Origin of the sequence: Streptomyces canus 299MFChir4.1 (assembly GCF_000383615.1) — a bacterium.
GTDB classification, from domain to species: Bacteria; Actinomycetota; Actinomycetes; order Streptomycetales; family Streptomycetaceae; genus Streptomyces; species Streptomyces canus_C.
The window spans coordinates 14186-39729 of the sequence record NZ_KB911629.1 but is presented as its reverse complement, the minus strand read 5'-3'; the positions used below and the strand labels follow the sequence as shown (position 1 = coordinate 39729).

General features: G+C 68.9%; 25 protein-coding genes and 2 pseudogenes. 12 read left to right on the top strand and 15 right to left on the bottom strand.

Annotation, left to right across the window (positions count from 1 at the left end; genetic code table 11):
• Positions 1-250: 250 nt before the first annotated feature.
• On the bottom strand, positions 251-865 hold the full coding sequence (locus H293_RS0144070; protein WP_020124161.1) for a cysteine hydrolase family protein: 615 nt from the start codon (positions 863-865) through the stop codon (positions 251-253).
• A gap of 107 nt (positions 866-972) precedes the next feature.
• Here H293_RS0144070 and H293_RS0144065 point away from each other — a divergent pair, with 107 nt between their 5' ends.
• The gene (locus H293_RS0144065; protein WP_020124160.1) at positions 973-1539 is read left to right on the top strand and encodes a TetR/AcrR family transcriptional regulator; all 567 of its coding nucleotides are present in this window, start codon (positions 973-975) and stop codon (positions 1537-1539) included.
• 394 nt (positions 1540-1933) lie between these two features.
• Here the strand turns inward: H293_RS0144065 and H293_RS58800 are convergent, their stop codons facing one another.
• Positions 1934-2200: a hypothetical protein gene (locus H293_RS58800; protein ID WP_158694542.1), complete on the bottom strand. Its 267-nt coding sequence runs from the start codon at positions 2198-2200 to the stop codon at positions 1934-1936.
• 911 nt (positions 2201-3111) lie between these two features.
• Between H293_RS58800 and H293_RS56185 the strand changes: the two genes are divergently transcribed.
• From H293_RS56185 to H293_RS60930, 5 genes are all read left to right on the top strand, one after another.
• Complete coding sequence (locus H293_RS56185) at positions 3112-3312, top strand: SDR family NAD(P)-dependent oxidoreductase (RefSeq protein WP_106968578.1); 201 nt, start codon at positions 3112-3114, stop codon at positions 3310-3312.
• An 85-nt stretch (positions 3313-3397) separates the two neighbouring features.
• Positions 3398-4798, top strand: coding sequence for an IS701 family transposase (locus H293_RS0144055; protein ID WP_020124158.1), 1401 nt, complete (start codon positions 3398-3400; stop codon positions 4796-4798).
• Positions 4782-5354, top strand: coding sequence for an SDR family NAD(P)-dependent oxidoreductase (locus tag H293_RS51550; RefSeq protein WP_078612874.1), 573 nt, complete (start codon positions 4782-4784; stop codon positions 5352-5354). Before H293_RS0144055 ends, H293_RS51550 begins: the two co-directional genes overlap by 17 nt.
• A 954-nt stretch (positions 5355-6308) precedes the next feature.
• Positions 6309-6620 (top strand): Imm7 family immunity protein, encoded by a 312-nt coding sequence (locus tag H293_RS60935; protein ID WP_020124156.1) that lies wholly within the window; start codon positions 6309-6311, stop codon positions 6618-6620.
• 19 nt (positions 6621-6639) lie between these two features.
• Entirely contained in the window at positions 6640-6792 is a 153-nt protein-coding gene (locus H293_RS60930) for a hypothetical protein (RefSeq protein ID WP_020124155.1), read from the top strand.
• A gap of 107 nt (positions 6793-6899) precedes the next feature.
• Here H293_RS60930 and H293_RS60925 read toward each other — a convergent pair whose 3' ends face one another.
• From H293_RS60925 to H293_RS0144010, 5 genes and pseudogenes are all read right to left on the bottom strand, one after another.
• Positions 6900-7163, bottom strand: coding sequence for a hypothetical protein (locus H293_RS60925; protein ID WP_259294687.1), 264 nt, complete (start codon positions 7161-7163; stop codon positions 6900-6902).
• 139 nt (positions 7164-7302) lie between these two features.
• Positions 7303-7593, bottom strand: a pseudogene (locus tag H293_RS61840) (ATP-dependent DNA ligase); the annotation flags it as partial.
• A 329-nt stretch (positions 7594-7922) separates the two neighbouring features.
• Positions 7923-10124 (bottom strand): bifunctional serine/threonine-protein kinase/ABC transporter substrate-binding protein, encoded by a 2202-nt coding sequence (locus H293_RS0144020; RefSeq protein ID WP_020124151.1) that lies wholly within the window; start codon positions 10122-10124, stop codon positions 7923-7925.
• Positions 10124-12265, bottom strand: coding sequence for a bifunctional serine/threonine-protein kinase/ABC transporter substrate-binding protein (locus H293_RS0144015; RefSeq protein ID WP_020124150.1), 2142 nt, complete (start codon positions 12263-12265; stop codon positions 10124-10126). The genes H293_RS0144020 and H293_RS0144015 overlap by 1 nt, the downstream gene beginning before the upstream one ends.
• Entirely contained in the window at positions 12262-12735 is a 474-nt protein-coding gene (locus H293_RS0144010) for a hypothetical protein (protein ID WP_020124149.1), read from the bottom strand. Before H293_RS0144010 ends, H293_RS0144015 begins: the two co-directional genes overlap by 4 nt.
• Positions 12736-13284: 549 nt before the next feature.
• Here H293_RS0144010 and H293_RS58790 point away from each other — a divergent pair.
• From H293_RS58790 to H293_RS58785, 3 genes are all read left to right on the top strand, one after another.
• Positions 13285-13443 (top strand): hypothetical protein, encoded by a 159-nt coding sequence (locus tag H293_RS58790; RefSeq protein ID WP_020124148.1) that lies wholly within the window; start codon positions 13285-13287, stop codon positions 13441-13443.
• A gap of 749 nt (positions 13444-14192) precedes the next feature.
• Positions 14193-14321, top strand: a complete 129-nt coding sequence (locus tag H293_RS60915) for a hypothetical protein (RefSeq protein WP_259294685.1) — start codon at positions 14193-14195, stop codon at positions 14319-14321.
• A gap of 338 nt (positions 14322-14659) precedes the next feature.
• Positions 14660-15160, top strand: a complete 501-nt coding sequence (locus H293_RS58785) for a hypothetical protein (RefSeq protein WP_020124146.1) — start codon at positions 14660-14662, stop codon at positions 15158-15160.
• Positions 15161-15429: 269 nt separating this feature from the next.
• Here the strand turns inward: H293_RS58785 and H293_RS0143990 are convergent, their stop codons facing one another.
• From H293_RS0143990 to H293_RS0143955, 8 genes and pseudogenes are all read right to left on the bottom strand, one after another.
• Entirely contained in the window at positions 15430-16302 is an 873-nt protein-coding gene (locus H293_RS0143990; RefSeq protein WP_020124145.1) for a hypothetical protein, read from the bottom strand.
• Between the two features lie 172 nt (positions 16303-16474).
• A pseudogene (locus H293_RS60910) lies at positions 16475-16741 on the bottom strand (IS1380 family transposase); the annotation flags it as partial.
• 123 nt (positions 16742-16864) lie between these two features.
• The gene (locus H293_RS0143980) at positions 16865-17740 is read right to left on the bottom strand and encodes an alpha/beta fold hydrolase (RefSeq protein WP_020124143.1); all 876 of its coding nucleotides are present in this window, start codon (positions 17738-17740) and stop codon (positions 16865-16867) included.
• Between the two features lies 1 nt (position 17741).
• The gene (locus H293_RS0143975; protein WP_020124142.1) at positions 17742-18260 is read right to left on the bottom strand and encodes a nuclear transport factor 2 family protein; all 519 of its coding nucleotides are present in this window, start codon (positions 18258-18260) and stop codon (positions 17742-17744) included.
• 167 nt (positions 18261-18427) lie between these two features.
• Positions 18428-20056: an aldehyde dehydrogenase gene (locus H293_RS0143970; RefSeq protein ID WP_078612877.1), complete on the bottom strand. Its 1629-nt coding sequence runs from the start codon at positions 20054-20056 to the stop codon at positions 18428-18430.
• A 58-nt stretch (positions 20057-20114) separates the two neighbouring features.
• Entirely contained in the window at positions 20115-20324 is a 210-nt protein-coding gene (locus H293_RS0143965; RefSeq protein ID WP_020124140.1) for a tautomerase family protein, read from the bottom strand.
• 1 nt (position 20325) lies between these two features.
• Positions 20326-21108 (bottom strand): 2-keto-4-pentenoate hydratase, encoded by a 783-nt coding sequence (locus tag H293_RS0143960; protein WP_020124139.1) that lies wholly within the window; start codon positions 21106-21108, stop codon positions 20326-20328.
• Between the two features lie 268 nt (positions 21109-21376).
• On the bottom strand, positions 21377-22180 hold the full coding sequence (locus H293_RS0143955; RefSeq protein ID WP_020124138.1) for a 2-keto-4-pentenoate hydratase: 804 nt from the start codon (positions 22178-22180) through the stop codon (positions 21377-21379).
• 489 nt (positions 22181-22669) lie between these two features.
• On the opposite strand from H293_RS0143955, the gene H293_RS0143950 reads away from it, so the two are divergent.
• Genes H293_RS0143950 through H293_RS0143940 form a run of 3 tightly spaced genes read left to right on the top strand, consistent with a single transcriptional unit; the run spans position 22670 to position 25445 of the window.
• A complete protein-coding gene (locus H293_RS0143950) occupies positions 22670-23875 on the top strand; it encodes an oxidoreductase (protein WP_020124137.1) in 1206 nt (401 codons plus the stop codon).
• On the top strand, positions 23872-24753 hold the full coding sequence (locus H293_RS0143945; RefSeq protein WP_020124136.1) for a VOC family protein: 882 nt from the start codon (positions 23872-23874) through the stop codon (positions 24751-24753). Before H293_RS0143950 ends, H293_RS0143945 begins: the two co-directional genes overlap by 4 nt.
• Positions 24750-25445: a class II aldolase/adducin family protein gene (locus H293_RS0143940; RefSeq protein WP_063746973.1), complete on the top strand. Its 696-nt coding sequence runs from the start codon at positions 24750-24752 to the stop codon at positions 25443-25445. The genes H293_RS0143945 and H293_RS0143940 overlap by 4 nt, the downstream gene beginning before the upstream one ends.
• The last annotated feature ends 99 nt before the right edge of the window (positions 25446-25544 follow it).

The following is a 25544-nucleotide window of genomic DNA, read 5'->3' as shown; positions in this document are numbered from 1 at the left end:
CGCCGCTTGCCGGGCCCCTGCCCGAGGACGCGGCCACGGCCGACGAGCTGAGCAGCGCATGAACGCCAAACGCGCCGCATTTTCACGGCATCCGGTGCGCCTTTGCCGGCATTCCACAGCCAAGGGTCGCATGGGCCGACCCTGGTCGGCGACCATCAGCGCCCCGGCATGGGAAGTCACCGGTCAAGCGCCGGAACCCGCCGCCCGTGACCCAAGGGACCGCGTCTCGGTGTACCGCGACGCCCTAGTGTCACTTCAGCTCTTCGAGGGCGGCGACGACCTCATCTGTGGTTGAGATCCGGTGGGCGTAGCGGGGCCAGTTCAGGTCGATGCTCGCGCGGTGCATGTCCATGGTGAATGTGGCTACTGCGTCGGAGACGAAGGTGACGTGGTAGCCCTTCTCGACGGCGTCGCGGCCGGTCGAATCAACGCAGGTGTTGGTGGTGAGGCCGCAGAGGATCAGGTGGTCGATGTCGCGCTGGCGAAGCTGCGTGTCCATGTCCGTGCCATGAAAGGCGTCGAACGTCTTGTGCGCGGTGACGACCACCTCGCCGTCGGCGGGTGTGAAATCGGGGTGTATCTCGGCGCCCCAAGTACCGGCCTGGAACAGTTGGGCGTGGAACATGTCGCCGTGGCTGGGTGTGCGGTGCTTCCAGGGGCCGTAGTCCCACGGCTGGGTCTCCATCGGCGCGTGCAGCACCTGTATGCCGACCGTGCGCGCCGCCTCGAGAACGCGCTTCATGTTCGGCACGGTGCCGACTTCCTCGCAGACCTCCCGCAGCCCCGGCCAGGCTTTACCGCCGTCGGCGATGAAGTCGTTGGTGGCGTCGATGAGAACAAGGGCAGTTCGCTCCACCGGGTACATGGGTGCCTCCGTCGATGACCAGAAATTAGCTCGTACGAGCATACTAGCATCGGAGCTTTGTACGTACGTACGTCCTGGTACGGTCGTGGCAAGTCAGGGAGGGCACGATGGGACAGCGCACAGACACCCGGGACCGCATCATCCAGGCGTCGCTGCGACGCATGCGAGAGCGCGGGTACGGCGCCACCGCGATCAGCGACATCGTGAACGACTCCGGGGCTCCGCGGGGATCCGTGACCTTCCACTTCAAAGGCGGGAAGGACGAGATCGCTCGCGAGGTGGTCACCCTGCGGACCGCCCAGCTGCTTGAACGGCTTGACGCGACCGCGGCCGAGGGCGACACGGCTGCCGACTTCATGACGGCGTGCGTGGACGCGATCGCGGCGGAGTTCGCCGACTCCCAGTTCACGGCCGGATGCCCGGTCGCGCCCATCTGCCTCGAACGGTCCACACAATCCGATCAACTCCGGCTCGCGGGCATGGAGTTCTTCAAGGCGTGGCGGGGTTCGGTCGCTCGACATCTCACCACGTTCGGCGTCGAGGGCCCTCGGGCGGATCGGATCGCAACGCTCGCCGTCAGCGCCATCGAGGGTGCTCTCGTCATCAGCCGCACCGAGCGGACCGTCGACGCCCTTCTCACCGTACGCGACGAGTTGCGACTGCTCCTCGCCTAGCACTCGCGGGCCGCATGGCGTGCGCTGAGGCCGGCACCTGCTGTCGTCGCCAGTTTTTCTGAGCTGTAGTTGTGGCTACGAGCTGGGGGTTCTCAGTTTTTCTGGGTGGTTCGTGGTGGTTGGGGTGTTCAGAGCGTGGGGCTGAGCACAGGGTAGTGGCTATCTGACCTGCGTGTATGTGGTGTACGCAGGTTGATCGAGTGCAGTGCGGTTCCTCTGGGCCGCTACTTGAGGCGCGGTGTGGTGGGGCGTCAGGTGTCAGTCGATCGGGCGGTGGATGCAACCGATGGCCGCAATCCCGTGGGTGTCGGCGGAGGCTGCTGTGGTGTTGGGCTAGAACCCGGGGCCCGGGTCGCCGCCACTTTGTCGGCATTCGGTCGCGGCGTCGAGTCAATCACCTGCTGGTTCGATGGCCTGCTCGCTCGCGCTCAATGGCAGAGTCCACCTTTCCATCAGCGGGGCGGGTGTCGTCGGCGATGTCGCGGGCCCGTTGGCACGGATCTGATGATGGGCCGGACAGCTCAGCGAGACCGCCAATGACGCTGAACGAGAGCGCGATAACCGCCGCCGCGGCCATGATCAGGCCCGCGCTACGATCCTGTATGAGGCGCGGCAGATGGCGCTGCCAGCGGAAGTACGGGACGCGGTCCCGGCTGTTCACAGTGCTCCCTGTCGGATGGCTGAGACATGGATTCTGCCGAAAGTACCTGCTGAATCGGATATCAGGCGGCGTCTGGGTTGGTGAGGTCCTCTTTGGTGAGGGAGACGCGGGTGGCTTTGCCGGCTTTGCTGGCGGTGGTGGGTGTCAGGACGCGGATGCGGATGAAGTAGACGCGGACGCCGGAGAGTTCGGTGTACGGGGCCAGGCGCCGGGGGTGCCATCGGTGGGGAGTTCGAGGGGCTTCTCGGTGATGTTGTACGGCCGGTGCTGATTTTGGGGTCGTCCACAGCGAACGCCGGCAGAGCGTGCGTCAGCACCTCCTGCTTTACCCGACACAGCTCGGCGAGCGCCGCCCGCCCGGCCTCGTCAAGGACGATCTCTGCATCCGCCCGGATGCCACCGCCGTCGTGGCGAGCGGGGGAGTTGCGGCACGTCCACAGCCGCAGCACGCTGCTGGCCGGGAGGCGGTAGCAGGCCGCCACCCTGTTGATCAACGATGAGGTCAGCGCACCGTCCAGCGGCACGGTCCGCAACGCCCCGACTGCCAACACCTCACGTCGATGCCCTCTTCGGCTACGCAACGTCTTCAGGTTCTAATCGCAAACGGATCGAACGTTCTATCTTCCTGTATTCTACAGCGTATGATCGCCTGGTCTTGAGCCGGGAAGGCCCGAGGAAGTCAATGACCAGCACAAACATGTGTTCGGGGATGTCGCATGCCTGATTTCGGCGGTGGTACCGGTGATCGCAGGAAACGGCGAACGGACCGAACGGCACGGGGCGCGATCGTAGGCCCGCCGCTTCACAGCGGGCGAAGGATGCTGGCGTAGTGAGCGGCCTTGAGGTTGATGGATGTTGCTGCGCCCACAGAGCGGAACCGCCCACCCACTACGAACGAGGACTTCAGGGGTATGAAGAAACTGGACGGCAAGGTAGCGGTGCTGACCGGAGCGACATCGGGAATGGCTTTGGCTTCAGCCAAGCTGTTCCGCGATGAAGGTGCGCACGTGTACATCACCGGGCGGCGTCGCGAGCAACTCGACATCGCACTCGAAACGCTGGGTGACGGAGTCACGGGGGTGCAAGCCGACTCCCACGGCAGCTGTAGATAGGTCTGCCGGTGCTCGTTGCTGCTGTTCAGGGGCTTGAGGGGGGCGGGCGTGAGCATGAGGACGGCCGCCTTGATCATGACGTGGTGTGACGCAACATCAGAACGAGACGGCCGCTTCGGCCACGGTAGACCACGAAGGCCACGAGATCGCGTTCAGGGGCCTGTTGGCTTCGGTGGCCGGGTGCTTCGCCCGCTGTGAGACCCGGGAGACGTTCGCGCGGATGACGCGGGGCATGCTGATGGAGCTCGAGGACGTCAACTGCTGGAGCCTGGCTGAAGCGATCGGTGAGCGGGGCCCGCACCGCCTGCATCATCTGCTGTCCCGTGCAGTGTGGGACGAGGAGGCGGTACTGGAGCGGACGGCGGCCTGGGCCGTGGGCCTGCTCGACGACGGCGACGGGATCCTGATCGCGGACGAGACGGGGGACGCGAAGTCCTCGACCGACGCGGTGGCCGCGGCCCGCCAGTACTCCGGCTCGGTCGGCGGCGTGGATCTGTGCCAGGTCGCCGTGCACCTGACCTTCGCCTCGTCCGCTGGGCACTGCCTGATCGGCCGGCGCCTGTACTTCACCCAGGAGTGGGCCGCCGATGAGGAACGCCGTGAGCTGACCGGTGTCCCCGACGAGCTGTGCTTCGCCACCAAGCCACAGCTCGCGGCGGACATGCTCCGTGCCGCCCGCCGGCAGGGCATATCCGCCTCGTTCTTCCTGGGGGACGAGGTCTACGGAGGGCGGGAGTTGCGTACCGTCTGCCGTGAGCTGGGCCTGGGCTACGTCGTGGCAGTGCGCTCCAATCACCAGGTCACCACAGGCCCCGTGAAGCTGAGCGTGGCCAAGGCCGCTGCCCGGCTGCCGAAGCATGCCTGGCAGCGGATGCGGACCGGCGCGGGACAGAAGGGCGTACGCGACTACGACTGGGCAATGATCGAGGTCACCGCCGACGATCCCCCCGACGGACACGACCGCGACGCGGGGACGTCTGTGCTACTGGTCCGCCGGCACCGCTACACCCGCACCGTGTCCTACTACCACTGCTTCGCTCCGGGGCCGGTGACTCTGGCGCGGCTGGTGTCACTGGTGTGTCTCAGGTGGCGGGTGGAGGACGACTTCCAGGACGCGAAGGAGATCTGCCACCTCGACAAAGGCCAGGTCACCTGCTGGAACTCCTGGCACCGCTGGAGCGTGATCACCCTGGTCGCCTACGCCTTCCTCGCCGTCACCGCCGCCCTCGAACGCGCCGCACAGGCCACCCGCGACGATCCCCGTGAGGCCGACCTCGTCCCCCTCAGCAGCCACGAAGTCCTCCGCCTGCTGCGGGTCTTGATCATTCCGCCGCCCAGACGAGACCGCGACCACCTGCTGTGGTGGTCCACATGGCGCCGCCGCCACCAACACCGCGCCCGCCTCTGCCACCGCCACTGGCACGCGTACGCCGACGCCACACCACGATCAGAAAGGTTCAGCAACGGCTATCTACAGCTGCCGTAACTCCGCGAACCTGGACGATCTCGATCGGCTCTTCAATACCGTGCGCGCCAGCCATGGCCGCATCGATGTGCTCTACGTTAACGCGGGCATCGGCCGCAACGGTGAACCGGTCACCGCTGTCACCCCTGAGACCTTTGACGACGTCTTCGCGGTCAACGCGCGCGGAACGTTGTTCACAGCGCAGAAAGCCCTCGAACTCATGCCGGACGGGTCGAGCATCATTCTTACCGGCAGCATCTCTCAGTACAAGGGTATCCCCGGTCAGACCGTCTACGCTGCCAGCAAAGCCGCGACGCGATCGTATGCGCGCACCTGGTCGGCCGACCTGGCGCCGCGGAACATCCGGGTCAATGTGCTCGATCCCGGGCCGATCGAGACACCGGGCGTGGCTGAACTCACCCCCGAACTGCGCGCACACGTCATCGCATCGACCCCGGCGGGCCGATTCGCCGCCCCCGAGGAAATCGCCACCGTCGCGTTGTTTCTGGCAAGTGACGACTCGAGCTTCGTCACCGGTATCGCCCTCGCTGTCGACGGCGGCATGGCACAGGTCTGATAACCACATTTCGGCAGGGTTTCACGAGCTGGTGCGCTTCCGTCGGCTGCCGGATGTGGAGTATCGGGAGGAGTGGGAGGGTGCGCGGGAGGTACGGGCCGCCGCGGACGACTTCCGCCGCAGCCGCCTGGGACTCGGACCCCTGCGACTGCCGCAAGACGGATCAGGCTCCGAGGGGACGGCTGGTAGCGGTGTGCAGTTGACGGGCAGGTGACAGTTACACCGCTGTACCGCAGAGATGTCCTGCCACACGCAGGTTGCTGCTCGGCGAGTTACCAGCGATAAGTCAAGGGGCGTCGCCTTGTGGCACTTCGCGGCCTTCGGGGACTTCAGCGCACAGTCCGAGAGCTGCACGAGTCGTAGCCGACCCGCCCAGTCGCCGCCGTAGGCAGAGGCGAACTTCGAGTAGTCGACGGCGAGTTCGGCCGAACCGCCTGCTTTCGGTCCGGTCACGGTCAGGGCCACGCCCTTGACGCCGAGCCGCTTGGTTGCCTGCTGGTCGAGGACATTGACCTTGACCGAGCCGGCCGCCTTGACGGCTTTGCCGCCCTTGGCGGCCTTCGGTGCGGCCAGCGTTACCGGCAGCCCGCCGGGCGCCGCCGTCTTGTGGCCCGACCGCACCCTGGCGGAGCCGCCCCGGGGTCCAGGTGACGGTCTGCTTCAGGTCGTCCTGGGCGCGCCGTGCCGCACGGCGGTCGCCCGCCGCGGCCTTGTCCATGACGGCCTTCGTCTTCGCGTCGGTTTTAGCCTTGAAAGGTGAGACCTTGTCCGCGTGGGCGGGCTTCAGGTCCGGCCTGCCCAGCGGGTCTGTGCGGGCTGCGAAGGCAACTGGCAACCAGTGCATCGACATCTCGGACTGGTTGAACCAGCCGGCATCATTTCCAGGTAAGGCGTGTCCGGCGGATCATGCTGCGATCGGCACGGTGGAGCGGGCCATCTCACTACGATCACGGGATGTTTGAGTACCACGGTTGGATCACGGTCAGGGAGACAGCAACTGATGACGACGATGAGTCCCGTCTGCGGCAGATCGTCGATGAGCTTCGGCTTCGCATCGCCCAGATGGACAGCCCGTACTTGCTTGACCTCAGGTGGATGAACGGCGAGCCGTTCATCCACCTCGGCGGCTACTCCAATGCGATCGAAGCGGTCGACGCCTTCGTGGCGACGCTCGCCGGCGAGCTCGGTCTGATGGAAGCCGCGGCGTATCAGGCGGAGACTGCACGCCAGCGGCGGGGATGCCCCGGCAGGAGTGCCCGTTTCTGAACCCCGTCGTTGGACGGTCATGGAGTTCAGCGAGTTCGCGATGTACGAGGCCGCTCTGATCCGGGCCGACACGACAGACGAGGAGTGGGCAGAGCTGGTACGGAAGCGGCCCAGCCTGGAGGGCGCTCTGGCTGCCCGCCAGAGCACGGCAGAGTCGCCGAATTCGCGGTAGCGGTTCCCGAATCAGCGCAGGCGGACCACGGTGACCACGGCGTGCCGGGTGGTGCCCGCCACGACCTCCACGACGACATCGAGGTCGACGGGCATGTAGACGGGCATCTAGGTGTCGCCGACCGTCGTGAACGCCCGTCCAGCCTGGGGGAGCAGGTGCGGGGCGATGCGGGTGGCGAGGGCCGTGGTGAGTCGCTGCGTCAGGGCGGTGCGCCCGTCGGGTAGTCGGACGGCGAGAGCCGTCGGATGCCGGGCCGTGCCGGTGAAGCCGACCACGGTGGCGTCGACGGTGTCCGCGTGCCCGATCTTCGACCAGACCCTCTTGCCCGACGCGTACACCGACCTCATCGGCTTGGCGACGATCCCCTCCACACCCGTTCCCTCGAGGGCCTCGAACCAGACCAGGGCTTCGGATCGGATCGGTCGTCGACCAGACCGGCTCGATTGGGGGCCGGACCTCGGCGAGCAGGTCGGGCAGGACCTGGCGGCGTTCGGTGTAGGGGTGCGCGCGGAGATCGGGCAAGCCCGCGGCGGGGGCGAGGACGTCGAACGCCACGAGCGTGGCGGGCTGCCGGGCGGCGAGCTCGCGGGCGCGGCGGGGGTTGGACAGTGCGCGGGACTGTGCCGCGCTGAGGCTGATGCGGGCGCGATCGCCGTCGGTTACGTACACGACGGCCTCGCCGTCCAGGATCACCCCGGGCGGCAGGCGCAGGCCGGCCACGGCGAGATCCATCCACAACGCGGTGACGTCCCGGCCGGAGCGTGACTGCAACCGGACGCTGTCGTTGGTGCGCCACAGCACGGTTCTGTGGCCGTCCAGTTTCTGTTATGCGCTGTTGAGCTGTCCACAGACTATGGTCCAGCGTCATGTCGATCATGGGTTGGCGGGTGCACTTCACCCGTCGGACCCGGCGTGGCCACGCGAAGCCACGCCGTTCATACGGGAGTTCAACGCCCTGTTCTCCGGACTCGATCAAGGGCTGGACGATCTGGGCGTGCCCGAGGGCAGCCGGTCCTCATAGATCCGGTGGGGCACTACGACGTGGCGTTGATGATGTGGAATCAAGTTTGTCAAGGTTCGACGGCGGGGCAGCGGCGGCCCCAACGGCCTTGTTCAGGTCCCCTTTGAGCTCACTTGACCTGGTCGTAGCGTCCCAGGAAGCGGAAGGTAGCCCCCTTCGCCTGGAACAGGAAGTACAACGGGCCCCGGCGCGGATCGAGGCTGTTGGTGCCGTCGGTGGTGAAGTGGAGAGTTTTGGCGAGTCCCTGGTAGCTGATGTCGAACAGGCGCTGGGCTACGGCCCCCGGTTCGATGTCGGCCTTTCCGCCCAGTCTCTCCAGGGTGCGCGTGACCAGTCCCACGGCGTCGTACGCCTCCGGGGACCAGCGGCCGGGTGCCGAGTCGTATCTGGCGCGGTAGGCGGTCCTGAAGGTGCGGGACACGCTGCCGGGGTCAGTGAAGGGGGTGCCGAAGAGCCAGTCCCGGCCCGCCGCTCCGGCCTGCTGGAGGAAGGCCGGGTCCATTATGTGCCAGGTGCCCAGGCGCGGGCCTGTGAAGCCCGCGTCGGCGAGTGCGCGGGCGCAGCGTGCGGCGCGCTCGGGCGATGTGCCGCTGAAGACGACCGCCTGCGCCTTGGCGGCGACGGCGGCGCGGACGGCGGGAGCGAAGTCGTCACTGTCGGCTGCGACGGGGTAGGCGTTGGCCGTGCCGCCATGAGGCGGCGCTTCGGAGAACCGGTTGAGGAGAGCCGATCCCGTCTGGCCCGCCGCCTGATCGTCGATGACGGCGGTGCGTTCGACAACCGGTCGTACCGAGGTCAGATACGACTGCAGCGGCAACGCCAGATAGGACTCGGGCGCCCGGGTGACGCGCAGGGTGCCTATGTTCGACGACCTGAGTCTGTCGTCGTCGACCGAGATCAGCACCATGGCCGTGCGGGCGTCCTGGTAAAGAGGGCCGGCGGAAAGCGCCGTGGTGGCCGTGCCGGGGCCGAGGACCGCGCTCACCTTGGCTTTGGTGAAGCGCCGGGCGGCCTGTTTGGCGCGCGCCGCGTCGCCCCGGTCGTCGAAGGTGTCGAGGGCGAGGCGGAACGTGATGCCGGCGCGCGCGTTGTGCTGCTCTACGGCGAGACGCGCCCCGCGCTCCTGCGCCAAGCCGTCCGCCTTGTTCTTGCCGCTGAGGTCGGCCTGGAAGCCGAGGGTGTAAACGGGCAGAGCGCCGCTGGAGCCGCCTTTGTCCCCTCGCCCGGCGGTGAGATAGGCGGTGGCCCCGCCGCCGACCGCGACCACGGAGGCCGCCGCGCTTCCGATCAGCAGCACGCGCCGTCGGGTCGGAGGGCGGGCGTCCTGCGGGTGCGACGGCGCCGGGTCGGAGGCCGGATCGTCGTCCGTCGGCTGCCGTGGGGGGCGGCGCTCGGGGGTGGGAACGTCCAGTGCTCGGGCGGAGCGCTCGGCGACCATGCGCAGGAGAGCGGGTGGCGGCCAGTGCTCGTTGTGGGCTTCGGGAATTGGCCGCGCGAGTGAGAACCGCGGGTCGCGGAGCGTCGCCGCGACCTCGGCGGCCGTGGGCCGCTTGGTCGGGTCCTTGGCCAGGCAGGCCCCGATCAGAGCTCGTAGCTCGCCGGGGACGTCCGACAGGTCCGGCGCCTCGTGCACCGTGCGGAAGAGGACGCCGGCCGCGTATCCGGTGCCGAACGGGCGCCGGCCCGAGGCGGCGTAGGCAAGGACGCAGCCCAGCGAGAAGACGTCGCTGGGCGGGCCGACCTCCCCGGCGCGGGCCTGTGCCTGTTCCGGCGCGAGGAAGCCGGGCGTGCCGACGACGGCGTCGGGTGCGGTGAGCGCGGTGGCGCCCGCGGAGTGGGCGATGCCGAAGTCGATGAGACGGGGGCCGTCCAGGGCGAGCAGGACGTTGCCCGGTTTCACATCGCGGTGCACGACTCCCGCCGTGTGTACGGCGGTGAGCGCGTCGGCGAGCCGGGATCCCAGGGTCCGTACGGAGGCGACGGGCAGCGCGCCGAAGCCGTCGACCGCCTCGACCAGCGACGGTCCGGGGACGAACTCCGAGGCCAGCCAGGGCTCCTGGGCCTCCGTGTCGGCGGCCACGACCGGCACCAGCCAGTGCCCGGTCGCACCGCGGACCGCCGTCACCTCGCGCCGGAACCGGATCCGAAAGGCCGGGTCCGCCGCGTGTTCGGCCCGGATCGTCTTGAGCGCGACGAGCGCCCCGCCGGTCGTACGGGCGAGGTAGACGACGCCCATGCCGCCCGCGCCGAGCCTGGCCAGCAGCCGGTGCCCGCCGATTTCCTCGGGGTCGTCGGCCGTCAGGGGCTGCATCAGAGGTCGACCTTGCCTGCGTAGGAGTACCGGCCGCCCTTCACCTCGTAACGGAAGATCTCATACCCCTTGAGCCACCACCCGTACTCCTCGTCGAACGCGTATGTCCGCACGAGTCCCTTGTAGGCATGCTTCGCCAGCAGGTCGTACAGCCTGTTCCGGGAGGGCCGGCCGTCCGCCTCGGAGAGACGAGTGATGACCATGCGGGCCACGTCGTACGCTTCGGCCGCCCAGTACGGGGGTGCGGAGCCGTAGCGCTTTCGGTATGCGGAGGCGAAGGCGCGGACGGGGGCGGCCGACGGGTCGATGTACGGGGCGAAGATCTGCCACCCTTCGGCGGCGGGGCCCGCTGCGGTCAGAAACTCCGGTCCGGCGGCCGGGTAGCCGAGCACGCGCAGTCCGTTGAAGTCCGTCTGAGTGAGGGCGCGTGCGACGGCTGCGGCGCGGGCGGGGGTGCCCGTGTAGACGAAGGCGTCCGGCCGCTGCGCGGCCATCTCGGCGACCACTGCGGTGAAGTCCTCGGCAAGCCGCGGTACGACACGCGGCTCTCCGGCGATCTTGAGGACGCCGAGGTTCTGGAACATCGTGTGACCGAGCTGCCAGGCCGGGATGCCGCCGTCGCGGTCGATCAGCACGCCCACCCGCCGGGCGCCCTGAGCCTGGAGGGAGAAGGCCGCCGTCGCGGGCAGGTTCGTGTAGCCGGGGACGGCCTGCAGGAAGTGACGTGGCTCCGAAGTGCCGTACACGGACTGCGCGGAGGAGGCCGTGAGCTGGGGGACAAGCTGCGCGTCGTAGCTGTCGAGGCTCGCCCCGGTGCTCTCGTCGCCGGTCGAGCCGATGACGGCGAGTAGGTCGCGGTCGGCGGCGAGGGTGCGGGCCACCTTCGCGGCGCGGGTCGCATCGCCCCGGTCGTCGACCGTCTTGAGGGTGAGGGTGAAGGGTTTGTCCTCGCGGGAGTTGAACTGCTCGACGGCCAGCCGTATCCCACGTTCTTGGGCTTGTCCCATGGCTTTCTGCGGGCCTGTCAGGTCGGCTTGGACGCCGAGGATCCAGCGACGGGCGTTGGACGAGGCGGTCGGCGCGCGGTCGGTGCCGCGCTGTGCGGCCCAGAGCGCGGCACCGCCGGCGACGGCAAGCAGGCCAGCGCCGCCGCCGAGCAGGAGGAAACGGCGCCGACTGGAGGGACGAGGCACGTCCGTCGGAACTTCCCCCTGCTGCCCTTCCGTTGGCGCGTCCAGGGCCGTCGCCTCGATGTCCGGGAGGGCAAGCATCGCGGCGGAGCGGTCCGCGATGAGTCGTACGACGGCGTCGGGCAGCCAGTCGATGGTGTCCTGGGGCGTGTCCTCGACCAGCGTCTCGTCCACCTCGCGGGCGGTGGGCCGCACGGCTGGATCCTTGGCGAGGCAGCGCTCCAGGAGCGAGCGCGTGTCGTCAGGGACACCGTCGAGGTCGGGCTCGTCATGCACCGTGCGGTAAAGGAGGGCGTCCACGGCACCGGTACCGAAGGGCGGGCGGCCGGTGGCGGCGTAGGAGAGGAGACAGCCGAGGGCGAAGACATCGCTGGCGGGCGAGGCGGGCTGCGCCTGGGCTTGTTCGGGGGCGAGGAACCCGGGGGTGCCGACGACCATGTCGGCCGACGTGAGCGCCGTCTCCTCGGTGGCACGGGCGATACCGAAGTCGATGAGGCGCGGGCCGTCGACGGCGAGGAGCACATTGCCGGGCTTGACGTCGCGGTGGACGAGTCCCGCATCGTGCACGGCGGTCAGGGCGCGGGCCAGCATCCGGCCGAGGATGCGCACCCCGTGCGGCGGCAGCGGACCGCAGGCGGCGACGGCCTCGGCGAGCGAAGGGCCGGGCACGAACGCGGTAGCGAGCCAGGGCGCCGCCGCGTCCGGGCCGGCGCCGGTGACCGGCGCGGCCCAGGGGCTCTCCACGCGCCGGGCGGCGGCGACCTCACGGCGGAAGCGCGCGCGGAACTCGGGCTGGTCAGCGTACTCGGGCAGGATCACCTTGACGGCGGCCAGCTCCCCGGACTCGGCACGCCCGAGATAGACGATGCCCATGCCTCCTGCGCCGAGCCGGGTGAGCAGACGGTGACCGCCGATGTGGGCCGGGTCGGAGGGAATGAGCTTCTCGGTCATCGGCCATCGCCGTTCGTGCTGCCGCTGGGCTCCGGCGTGTTCCGTTCGATCTCGGCTCTGAGGCGGGCGCGCATGCCGACGTGCGGATCGCGCAGCCGGTCGAACAGGTCTGCCCGGGACCAGCCCTTGGCTCCCTTGGCGGAGACGGCGAGGGTGAACTGGCCGATGCGGGTCTGCTCCCAGAGGTAGGGGTGGGGGCCGCCGACTGCGGTGCTCGTGTAGGAGCCGAGCTCGTTGAGCGCGTCATCGGCGTATTCGTTCCCGGCGTCACCCAAGGAGTTTGGGACGTCGTTCAGCGACGTGACCATCTCGTCCGAGCGCAGCTGCTGTGTGGGGCAGCGCATCATCTCCTCCAAGACCTCGGCGTTCTCCCAGTCGGCCTGCTCGGGGGTGCGGTGCACCGTGACGACGGCGCTCAGCCGCAGTGGGCCCTTGGTGCCGCTCGCCGGTATCTCGTAAGAGCGGGTCAAGGTAGCGAGGACGTCCTTCGGGAGCGCCTGCTGATGCCAGACACAGTCATCCCCGAGAGCCGGCCAGCGCCGCGGGTCGCTCTCGTACGGAGCCCGGCGGACAGTGTCCGGGCCAAACGCGGAGGGGTCCGCGAGGACTTCCCGGACCAGGGCAGCGGCCTGTGCCGCGGAAGTCGGGAGTTTGCCCGGGTCGATGTCGACGACGGCGGTCGGCGACGGGGCGGCGGTTCCCGTGGCATCGGCGTTCTGCGTAGCAGTCGATCCGGACGCTTCAGCTCCACCTGAGGTACAGCCGACCAGCAGCAATCCGCACACCGCGACCGCACAACCAAGACGCACCGGTCCCCCGTTCCCCACCACAAGCCTCCTGAGATCGCCTGTTCACCAGGTGTCGGCCATGATGCTACGCAGCAACTCGCATGCGCTGTCCGGCGGTTGACGATCACGTGGCTGAGCTGTGCCACACCTGTCACACGCCCCCGGCACGGATGGAGGCCGCACCGCGCGGATTCGCACGGTCGGCGCGGTCCTAGCCGTGCAGAACGACGAATGGGCGGCGAGAAGAAGATGGTGGTGGCTGCGCTGGTGGTGGCCGCGGTGTTCGCAGTGGTCAGCTACCTCGCGTTCATCAATCCGCCGCTGGGGATCGCGATCGGTGCTGGCGTCGCGGTGGCGACCCTGGTCTGGAGGATGATGCGGGACACGTAGCACCGCCTCACGATGGTCTCCCGGACATCTTGATGTCCGGGAGACCATCGGCATTTCGGCGCCGCGGCCGCGGGCTTCGCCCGACTCGCCGGACCCGCCCGCGACTTCGCCCTCGGCTGTCGGCAGGCCCCGGGTGCGCCGAGGGTGAGGGGGAGTTGCCGTTCTTCGCGTTCGCTGAGGAGGCCGTGACCGCGATTGAGGCGGGGGTGTTGCTCCCGAGGAGATCGAGACCGCGGCCAAGGAGAGCGAGCCGACCGCCGGGCGAGCATCGACGTCGTCACCCACCTCGGTTGACCGGCTTCCATGATTTTTTTCCGGTTCCTCCCCGCATCTGTCCGTGGGCTGCGACTCCTCCCCTTGCAGGGCTCGGCGACGCACGAGAAGGACTCGAAGAACATGGCAGCAGGATCTGTCGAGCGTGGCATGGGTGATTCGTCACCGCCACGCGCCCCCGCCTCGACCGAGGCGGACGAAGGAAGTACCCCGGTTGCGCAGGAGAGTATCCAGGCAGTCCTCACGCGCCAGGCGACGGCCGCGGGGGAGGTGACACCGGACGAAGCGGCCGCTGCTGCCGCCCTGCTGCACACGGAGATCAGCCAGGAGCTGCTGGAGAACCGAAGCCGACTCAGGGGCTTCATCTACGGCCAGGGCTACCGGGAGCCGGATCTGTCGGTACTCGACAACGAGACGCAGGCCCGTTGTTGCCAGGCCCGGATCAAGCCCGACTTCGCTCTGCGGTACGGCGAGCCGTGGCCCTGCTCGTCACCTGTTACCGCCGGGCGCGCGCCGACTTCCACCGATGGGAGAAGAAGTACCCCAAGCCGATCGGGGAACTGCCGCCCCCGACGACGATGGCCCGTCTGCGGTGGAACGGGTGACGCAGCGCGAGGCCATCAACGCGTTCCTCGAGCGGCACCTGCCCCCACCCCGGCCACCGCAAGGGCTGGCTGATGGCCTTCCGCGACAACAAGGGCCCCACGGAGATCGCCGAGAAGCTCGGCATTGACCGGGGCACCGCAGCCGAGTGGCGGGACAAGGCGATGGAGCACCTGCGGTCCCTGCCGCCAGACGAGCTGGATCACCTCAGGTACCCCCCTTTTAGAGGTCACGGAGCCCGCCCTGCCCGGTGGCCCGCGTGGGGGCCTAACTCAAGCCTCCGCCCGCGAGAGGAAAGCTCGCGGGTCCCCGTTTCGAGAGATAGACAAGGAAGGACACTGTGGCGAACAACGCTCACGATGTCCTCGTGGAGCTCCTGCGCAAGGACACTCGCGCCGAAGAGCCCGGGGGACAGACACCCACTCCTGCGGAGTGGGCCGTCCACATGGACAGCATCGCGGCACGCGCCATCGCCTTCGACGACACCAATGTCAGCATCGACGACGACATCTGCGCCACCACCGCCAACGACACCAACGACTGCACCGCACCGAACGACCTTCCCCGCACCACCGAAGGAACCGACGACGCCATGACTGCTCCTCTCCCGCCGTACCAGGGCCACCAGAGCCGTGTCATCGGGCTCTGTCTGCTCGCGGCCGTGGCCGCCGGCGTGACGGCCTGGCTCTTCGCGACGGTAGCGGCACCGATCGGCGCCGTCACCGGGAGTCTCACGGCACTGGGCGCCATCATCGTGGTACTGGGCAGGTCCGGTTGGTTTCCCGGACTCGCCCGGCGAGACCAGTCGGCCAGGGAAGGACTGGTGCCACGGTCTCAGTAGGCCCCCTGCTGGCTGCGGCCTGATCACCCGCTAGCTGGTCGGGCCGGGGCACTTTGCTGCCCGCGCCGTTGGCAACAGGGCTCAGCGACGCCACCGGCGGGCGCACCGCCCAAGCGCTGGGGACGCGGAAAGGAACGCTGCTCCCTGGGCGCGTTGCCGAAGGCAGGGTGAGCACGGCGGGCCCGGACCGGCCTGGAAACCGGGGGAGCGGTGAGGGCTGAGATCCGCAGACCGGTGCGGCCCCGTCCAGGTGGTCGTCGGTCACACCGTCAGGCTCGGGGAGCGGCCCGTACCGCTGTGGTGATGGCGAGTGCGGGCAGCACGAGCGTGACTCCCGAGAGCGTGTAGGCCAGCCACGGCTCCATCGTCGTCCAGTGCTCCCAGGCGATGCCGACAACCGACCCGCCGGCGACGGCAAGGAGACCGCCCACGGCCACGGCAGTCCTGGCGGCAACCTGGACGCGGCCGTTCAGCAAGATCTCGTCGCGCCAGTACGCGGGCCACCTGTCAAAGGTGAGGCCGGGCGGCAGTGGGCCAGGTACGGGTGGTGCCGGGGGGAGGGGTATCCACCAGACGATGAGGACGACGGCCATGAAGGTGACGCCTACCCCGACCTCGAGCTTGGTGGCCCATCCGTCAACCTGCCGCTGGAGCACGGAGTTGTTGAACCCGTCGGCGGACACGATGACCATGAGCATCGAGAACTGCGCCGCGAACTGGATCAGGCCGCGGAAGAAGCGGACCTCGCCGTGCTTGTTGCGGTCGTAGGCCGGCAGCAGCCAGGCCAGCGCGACGATCACGATCAGCGCGTCCGCGGCCAGGATGGCCCCGGAGAACAGTTGCTCCGTGATGGCGCGGGTGCACACCAACTCGCCGGAGGTGAGGGCGTACAGGTACGACGCGGTCGCAAGGCCGATGAAGCAGGGCAGGAAGAGCTTCAGCCCGCGTGACGCATGACCATCCCCTCCGGGCGGGTTCTTCTGACCGATGACGGTGACGAGACCGGCGAGGACGAAGCCCGCCATGATGCCGCAGAAGGCGCTCATCGCCCCCGCCGAGGCGATGGAGTTCCAGTCGATGCCGTCGGTGCCCAACACGCAGGTGTCGGGTATGAACTGGTCCGGCTCCCCGAAGTAGGTCATAGCGGCCGATGGTGCCAGCCCGGCGTCGCCTCTACAGCGAGGTACGCGCAATTGTGATGGATCGTCAGAGGCGCGGGAACGCGCACAGCAGACGCACAGGGCGTCTCCCTACGAATCGAGGGCGGGCGAGGTCGGATGCATGGGGAAGACCGGGCCCCAGGTGCTCGGGCATGGCCCGGATGGCGCGGCGGACCGGCTCGGTGATGGCGTATCCGACCGAGAAGAAGGTCCGGATCCCTCGTTTCCTCATGTCACGGACGTGAGCGAGGAAGGCTTTCGCGGATCCGGCACTGTCGGTGCGGACCAGGATGTCATTGCCGTGCCGGTGCGCGTCGGGGATCTGCGCGAGTGCCTGGTCGAACACTGCGATGTGGTCGGTGGCGGTGTTGGCGCCGGCGTTGCCAGGCCGCAGCCGCCCGGACAGTGCCTCGCCGGTGTTGGCCCTTGTAGGTGGGCGCGGCCGCGTCCTTTGCGCTGCGTCGGGCACGAACCGAGGCGGTCAGAGCCCTGTTCCCCGGACGTTGTCGTCCGAGCGGCCACGGGACCCTTCGTGGCGCATGCGTCAGCGTGTAGCTGTCGCCGTCGGCGGTACGAGTGCGCGGATGACCGCGGTGACGAAGTCCGGGCGTTCCTCCGTCGCCCAGTGCCCGCACCGCTCGATGACACCGCCGGTCGCTCGTGGGGCGACCTGCTGGACGGAGTCGAGACTGAGGCCGCCGAGGCTCGCCTCGCCGCCCCATGCGACGACCGGGATGTCAAGCGGCGTCTTCGACCGCTCGGCCACCTGCTCGGCCGTGGTGAAGAACTCCCGATAGACCCCGAGTCCGGCCCGCAGCGCCCCGACCTGGGTGATGGCCGCCACGTACTCATCGAGATCACCGGCGGTGATCGCTCCGGGGTCGAAGGCGAAGTGCTCGAAGAACCAGCGCAGGTACTGCCGTTCCTTGCCGGAGATGAGGAACTCGGGCACCTCGGGTACGGAGTGGAAGCCCATGTGCCAGAGGTAGTTGCCGCCGGGTGCGGGCTGCATGGCCGCCTCCATCCTGCCGACTCCGGGCAGCGCCATCTCGATGACGCCGAGCGCGCTCACCTGGTCGCGGTGCTCGGCGGCGAGGAGGTAGGCGAACACCGCCCCCCAGTCGTGGCCGACGACGGTCACGTCCCCGAGACCGAGGTGCCGTACGAGTTCGGAGAGGTCACTGGCGATGGTGACGCCGTCGTAGCCGGATTCCGGCTTGCCCGAATAGCCGAAGCCGCGCAGGTCGGGTACGACGACGGTGTACTCGGACAGCCCCGCCGCGACATGGCGCCACTCGTGCCAGGTCTGCGGCCATCCGTGCAGCAGCAGGACGGCCGGGCCGGAGCCGCCGATGACGTAGTGAAGGCGGACTCCGTTGACGATCGCGGTCCGATGCTGGAAACCAGCGGGTGTATTCATGTCAGATCCCGAAGACGGTGGCGGCTGCGGCCTGCCACTCTGGATTGGATGTATCGATCAGAGTTGGATTGCCGTCGCACCACCGGAAGGTGTGCTTCAGCCGGGAGATCTTCCAGCCGTCGGCGGTGCGCCGGAAGCTGTTCTCGTACCAGCCGTACTGCGTGTAGTGGTCGTCCCCGCGGCGGTTGGGCATCCGATGCCGGGATATGTGGTAGATGATGCCCTGCGCCTCATCGCCGCGGACGTCGATGGAGAAGTTCGAGAACTGGTGCATCACGGCCAGTTGCTCCAGGCAGGCACTGGCGAACTTGGCGAAGAGGGCCGGCGTCGTCGTCACCGCGGGGTGACCCGTCAGGTCGAAGAAGTCCGCCTCGAACGGATCGGCCAGTGTGCTGGCGTACATCTCCCAGTCGTGCAGGTCGAGCCCGCGGCCGAAGCGCAGCATGACGTCGATGATCTGCTGCCTGTCCCAGAGTTCGCGCACCATGACATCGGTGTCCGGTGACCTTGGCAAGTCCATGTTTACTTCCTTTGACGGAGTGTTTGTGCGAGGCGCCCGCGCCGTCCTCTCGCGATAGGGCCCGCAATATGTATGCACTCAAGGGTTCACTTGTGTGCTCGGTGTGCTCGGTGTGCTCGGTGTGCGCGTCGAGTGACGATGTGTCCCCGTTGTCTCGGGTGATCGCGCTATGACTCGTCGCGGCTCGCCCCCGGGTGGATTGCCTCCGGGTCGGAAGAGTGAAGGGCGCCCGGCAGCTCGCCGACCGGGCCCTCTTCACGGGGTGCCGCCTCGACGACCGCCCCGTCTGATGGGCCGGCCGCTCCTCGAAGGCGATCGCCCTCCGGTCTGTGGGTCGGCAGGTGATGGTAATGGTGCGCGCCGTCCGAGTCCGGGCCCGCCGTGGGGGCTGGCCCGCTTATCCCCGACGGCTGCTCCTCGGGCCGGATCTGCATCACGACGGCCTTGGGCTCGGTGAAGAACTCCCGGCTGAAGTTCCCGCCCTCACGTCCGATTCCGGAGTCCCCGACTCCGCCGAAGGGTGCCCGCAGGTCGCGTATGAAGAAGCAGTTCACCCACACGGTCCCGGCGCGCACGGATGCCGAGACCCGGTGTGCGCGGTGCAGGTTCTCGGTGAAGAGCATCGCGTTGAGTCCGTACCGGCTGTCGTTGACGAGCCCGACCGCCTCCTCTTCGGTGCCGAACGGGATGACCACCACCAGCGGCCCGAAAATCTCCTCCCGGGCGTGCCGCGAGTCGTGGCCGAGGCCGGTGACGACGGTCGGCCTGACCGTCCAACCGTCGCCCGGGCCACCGGTGACGATGGTGCCGCCCTCGGCTTCTACGCTGTCGAGGTATCCGCGCACCTTCTGGTGGTGCTCCTGTGAAGCCAGCGGACCGATCACGGTGGACGCCTGCTTCGGGTCCCCGATCAGCAGCGCTTCGGCCGCCGCGGTGAACCGGCGCAGGAAGGCGTCATGGACGGCTCGCTGCACATAGATCCGCGAGCCGGCGAGGCAGATCTGACCGGTATTGGTGAAGATGGCCTTGATGGACCATTCGACGGCGGTGTCGAGGTCGGCGTCGTCGAAGACCACGTTGGCGCCCTTGCCGCCCAGCTCCAGACTGACGGGAGTGAGACTGCGTGCTCCGGCCGCCGCGATGATCCGGCCGGTCCCCGACTCGCCCGTGAACGTGATCCGGTCCACAGCCGGGTTTTCCGTCAGTGCCTGCCCCGCTGAGTCGGGGCCGTATCCGTGGACGACGTTGAGCACACCCGGCGGCATCCCCGCCTCCAGGGCCAGCCTTGCCAGAATCGTCGCTGAGGCCGGCGTGTCCTCGGCGGGTTTGAGTACCACCGTGTTGCCCCACGCCAGGGCCGGCGCGATCTTCCAGGTCTCCAGCATCAGGGGGAAGTTCCACGGAGCGATGGCCGCCACCACGCCCGCGGGCTCGAAGCGGGTGTAGGTGTGGTGGCCGCTGTCCATCGGCAGGGTCTCCGCCGTGGACAGACGTGCGTGGTCGGCGAAGAACCGGAAGTTCGACGCCGAGCGTGGCACGTCGTTGCCCTGCGACTGAGTGATCGGCTTGCCCATGTCCAGGGTGTCGGCCATGCCCAGTTCGTGGCCGTTGTGCTCGATCAGGTCCGCCAGCTGGTGCAGGATCCGCCCGCGCTCGCCATATCCCATCCGGGGCCAGGGTCCCGAGTCGAACGCCCTGCGCGCCGCCTGCACCGCGCGGTCGGCGTCGGTCCTGTCGCCCACCGCCGTCTCCGCCCAGGGCGTGCGCGTGTAGGGATCGACGGAGCGTGAGGTCATGCCGGAGTACGATTCGGTCTCTTTGCCGTCGATGATGTGTCCGAAGGATTGCACGGTTTCAGCTCCCGGTGTTCGTGGTCGGGGCCTGTTCGGCGAGCGTGCGGCCGCCCGCGGACCAGTGCGCGGGCGGCACCTCGCGAACCACCACGCGAATAGACGCCTCCGGCACGTCGATGGCCGTGTGGACGGCCTGGTGCACCTGGGCCAGCAGGGCCCGTATCTGCTCCGGAGTCCGGCCCCCGGCCATCGTGATCTCCACCAAGGGCATGTCACTCACATCCGATCGTCACAGAACCGAGGTTGGTGAAATGAACGGCGATTGTGCCGCCGGGGCGGGTGAACGCCGCGTCCGTCATGCCGCCGGTCAGAACCAGCCACCCGGCCTCCAGAGCCAGCCCGCGCCGGGCGAGCGAGTTGGCCGCCAGTGCCAGGGCCTCGGCCGGGTGTCCCTGTACGGCCGCGCCCGTGGCGGAGTCCACGACCTCGCCGTCCACTTCCAACAGGCACGCTTCCAGCGCCAGATCCAGCTCCGAGGGCTTGCGTCCCACCGAACCGACGACGTACCGGGAAGCCGACGCGTTGTCGGCCACCACATCGGGCAGTGAGAACCGGAAGTCTGTGTAACGGCTGTCGATCACTTCGAGACCCGCGTACACATGGGACACGGCCTCCATCGCCCGGGCCGCAGTCACAGCCGGGCCGCTCAGCCGCTCACCGAGGACGAACACGATCTCCGGCTCGACCCGCGGGTGGATCAGCTCGCGGGTGACCAGCGGGGCGCCGGCCGGCAGAACCATCACGTCGGTCAGCCACCCCGTCAGCGGCGAGTCGATTCCCATCCGCTGCTGTTTGGCTCGCGAGGTCAGGCCCAGCTTCACACCGACGATGTGCTCACCCGCCTCGACCTTGCGACGCAGGATCTCGTCCTGTATCCGGTACCCCGTCGCCAGGTCCAGGCCCGGCCACTCGTCGGTGAGGGGCCCGCGGTCGGTTCGCCCGGCTTCTGCGTCCGCGAGTACCGTCGCCGCCCGCTCCACGTTCCACTCGGTCATGGGGCCTCCTGCTTCGTCACGAGGTGGATCGCTATGTCGATGTCCTTTGATTTCCAGCCATCGGCGTGGAGACCCTGAGTCGCGGACCGACGGCGTCGCCGGGCGGCATACGGCCGGTGTGTCGTATGCCGGGAGTTTCCTGCGGGCATAAGGCCGGCCATCACCCGTCGGACACCGGGCACTGAGCCGGCTGACGCGCTGCCCTTACGCCGTGAACCGGGTTGCACACCGCCGACTCGCCGACGCACCGCCACGCGACGTGCCGTGCTCATCCGAACGTGTCCGTGTCATCGGCGAACCGGGCGGTCACTGAGCCGAGGCTGGCGAAGGTCGCCGTCACCACGTCGCCCGCCGCCACCGGCACGTCTGCGGTGACCGGACCCGGCAGCACCACCTGGCCTGCCCGCAGCGCGACCCCTTGCGCGCCAAGGGTGTTGGCCAGCCACACGAGGGAGTTCAGCGGGGAGCCCAACACCATCCCCAGGGCTCCAGTACCGGCGATCCCGCCGTTGTGGTAGAGCACTCCTCCCGTCCGGCGCATGTCCAGCCCGGAGGGGGGCACCAGCGTGCTGCCCAGGACCACGCCGCCGGAGGAGGCGTTGTCGGCGATTGTGTCGACGAGTGTGACCTTCCAGTCCCGGATGCGGGAGTCGACGATCTCCAGCGCCGGCATCACCCAGGCGACGGCTGCCGCGGCCTCGGGCACGGTGATCCCGGGACCCTTCAGCGGTTTGCCCAGCGCGAACGCGATCTGCGGCTCCACGCGGGGTGCCACGAACGCCGACGGATCGATCAGCTGGGACTCCGGATGGAACATCGTGTCCGTCAACTGACCGAAGTTGGGCTGGTCCACGTCGAGTCGGCGGCGCAGGGCCGGTGAGGTCAGTCCCACCTTGTAGCCATGGATCACCGCGCCGTCGCGCACCCGCTGCTCCACCGACGCAGCCTGGATCGCATACGCGTCGGCCACGTCCAGGCCCGGAAAGCGCTCGGTCAGGGGGTCGATGGGCTTGCCCGTGCGATGGGCACGCAGTAAGGCCCGTACCGCCTCCGACCGTGTTTCCGTATCCATCCATCACCTCATTGCCCGTTGCCGCCTCACAGGGGCGGCGCTGATGTGCCTTCGAGGACATCGGCAGGACGTCCGTGGTCTGCGGGTCTGAGTACACCTCAAAGGTTCGATTAAAGTGTGTACACTTTGGCCACGGTCCCCGTCAAGTGTGGCCCAGACGTTGACAGGGGGGCCAAAGTGTATGCACCCTTCACTTTGGGAGCCGAAAGCGACCAGGACGCCGGCCGGCGTGTTACCACCACTGAGGCGCTACATGTGGAGCGCTATGACCCTGCGGAGTCGAATCACTCGCGTCACGCCGGCCGCACCGGGCCGCCCGCGTCCACCGCCCGGGTGGCGGGCTCCCATGCCGGGCGCTCACGGCGCGGCGAAGCCCGGAGAAGCACCACGGGTGCCGGTCCCGCCCCTGACGCACCGTCTCGTACTGCCCGGTCGCCGACGGGACCCGAGGATCTCCCACCGCTACACGCGCCACCTGGAGGAGTCGACATGACGCTTGTGCCGGACCTGCCGCAGGGCAACGACACGGCCTTCACCGCACTGTTCACACCGCTGAAGCTGGGCCACCGCACCGCACGCAACCGCATCGTCCACGCGCCGATGTCGGTCTGCTACGGCGACGCCGACGGCAACGTCACACGGCCCCAGATCGAGCACTACGCCCGACGGGCGCAGGGCGGGGCAGGCACCGTGATCACCGAAAACTTCGCCGTCAACGCCTCCGGCAGGCAGATGAGGCTGCAGAACCTGGTCGACGGCGAACAGCGGCTGCCGGGGCTGCGCCGACTGGCCGACGAGGTACACCGGCACGGCGCGCTCGCCATGGTCCAACTCGTACACGCCGGGCGCTACGCCGGTCCCTGGGACGTGTACGACAGCCGGCGCCGACTGGCTCCGTCGGCGGTGCCCTTCCCGCTCACCTCCGATCGCACCGTCACTCCGCAGGAGATCACCCCGGAGGAAATCGAGGAGACGATCACGGCCTTCGGGCAGGCGGCTCACCTGTGTGAACGCGCTGGCTTCGACGGCGTCGACCTGCACGCGGGGCAGGGATTCCTCATATCCGGCTTCCTCTCGCCCCGCACCAACCGGCGCACCGACGAGTGGGGCGGCGGCTTCGACGGACGCGTGCGTTTCCTGCTGGAGGTTCTGCGGGAGGTGCGACGCCGCACCGGGCCGGACTTCGTCGTCGGTGTCCATCTGATGACCGACGAGCGTGTCGAGGGTGGCTGGACGCTCGACAACGCCCTCCGGCTCGCCCCCCTGCTGGAGGCCGCGGGCGCGGACTTCCTGTTCGGCGTCCCCACCTCCTTCGAGACGATGCGCCTGCCGGCCAACAGCGGACTCATGGACCGGCACGGCTACGCGCTCACCGACAACTCGGCGCTGGCCCGGGCCACCTCCCTGCCCGTCATGGTGGGCGGACGGCTCGGCGACCCGCACGCCGCCGCCCGCGCCCTGGAAGACCACCACGTCTCCGCGATAGCCCTGGCGCGCCCCCTGTTCACCGACCCGGACTGGCCGCGCAAGGTGTCGGACGGCGCGCTCGACGCCATCCGCGGCTGCTCGTGCGCGACTGCCCGCTGCCTGCGCACCCAGCTCACCGGAGCGGTGTGCGAAGGCTGGCCCGCCGAGACGATCGAACGCGGCTACCTGGGATACGACGACCACGACGACGAGAGGGTCCGTTCATGATCACGCTCACCGACATCGCGTACGTTCGGTCCGGAGCCGCGGACCTTGAGAAGGCGACGCGCTTCGCGACCGAGATCGTCGGCCTGCAGCAGGTCGGCACCGAGGAGCCCGGCGTCGCGCACCTGCGGGCCGATCAGCGGCATCACTGCCTGGCCCTGGTCGAGGGGCGTTCGGGGGTGATCGCCTCCGCCTTCACCCTGGTCGGCGAGGACGAACTCACTTCTGCGGAAACCGAGTTGGAGCAGCGCGGCATCCGGGTGACCCGCGGCGGCCGCGAGGCGGCCCGCTCACGGCACGTCACCGAGTTCATCGCGTTCGACGACCCCTTCGGCAACCGGGTCGAACTGGTGACGGGCCAGGAGACGATGGCTGAGCCGGTCCGGCTGGCCCGCCCGTCGTCCGGGATCAGCGAGTTCGGACACATCTGCTTCGACGCGCCCGACGTCCGCGAGGCCCACCGCTTCTGGTCCACCACGTTCAACGCGCGCGTCTCGGACTGGATCGGCGAAAGCGCCTGCCTCATGCGCATCGACCGGGTCCACCACAAGCTGGCGGTGTTCCGCGGTGACGGCCCGGGACTGTGCCACATCAACTTCCAGACCGCCACGCTCGACGACCTCTTCCGCAACTGGAACTTCCTGCGCGCCAACGCGGTCGATATCGTGATGGGGCCTGGCAAACACCCCACGTCCGGTTCGGTGTTCCTCTACTTCCGCGGCCCCGAAGGCATCACGTACGAGTACGCCACCGGCGGCCTGCCGATCGACGAGGCCACCTGGGTGACCCGGACCTTCGACGCAGCCCTGCCCGCCTCCCTCGACATGTGGCAGGGCCCGGTGTCCCGGCCTTCCACCCAGCCGCAGCTCCCCTCGTCATGACGGCGCGGGAACGGGGAGCCACGTCGACCTGCGACGTCCCGGTGGCCGGCGCACTGGTCGAGGCCGCTCATGTGCTGGCCGGCCTCGGCCTGGTCACGGCGTTCGGACACGTGTCGATGCGCCGGGGCGGGCGGGTGGTCATCACACCGCCGAAGGAACTGGAGCTGGTCCGCGCCGACGAGCTCGTCGAGATGTCCCTGGCGGCGGACGCGCTGCCCGCCGGGGCGCCCGCGGAGGCGTGGGCGCACCTGGTGGTGTATCGGGCCCGGCCCGACGTCTCGGCGATCGTCCGGGCACAGCCCCCAGCGGCGCTCGCCGCCGGTGCCGTCACCGACCGGATCGCTCCGCTGCACGGCCAGGCCGCCTGGCTGGGAGCCTCGGTCCCGGTACACGGCGACGCCCGGCTGCTGCGCTCCGCCGAGCGTGCGGAGCGGGCCGCCCGCACGCTCGGCGGGTCCGACGCGCTGGTGCTGCGCGGCAACGGGGCGCTCGCCACCGGATCCACTCCGGGGCTCGCCGTGACCCGCATGTGGCTCCTGGAGGCCGTGTGCCGGACGCATCTCGCGGTACACGGGGCCGGTGACGTGACGCCGCTGAGCCTTGAGGAGACCGAGGCTTGGCGTCAGGACGCCCCGCCGCTGCTGGAGCGGCTGTGGGAACACCTCCGGCGCGTTGGCGGCATCGAGAAGTGAACACAGAACCGCAGTCGGCCTACAGCGCGGGGTACATGCCGCCCCGCCGACCGACCCGTACAGGCTCCGGGTTTCTTCACGTCCGTATTGAATACACTT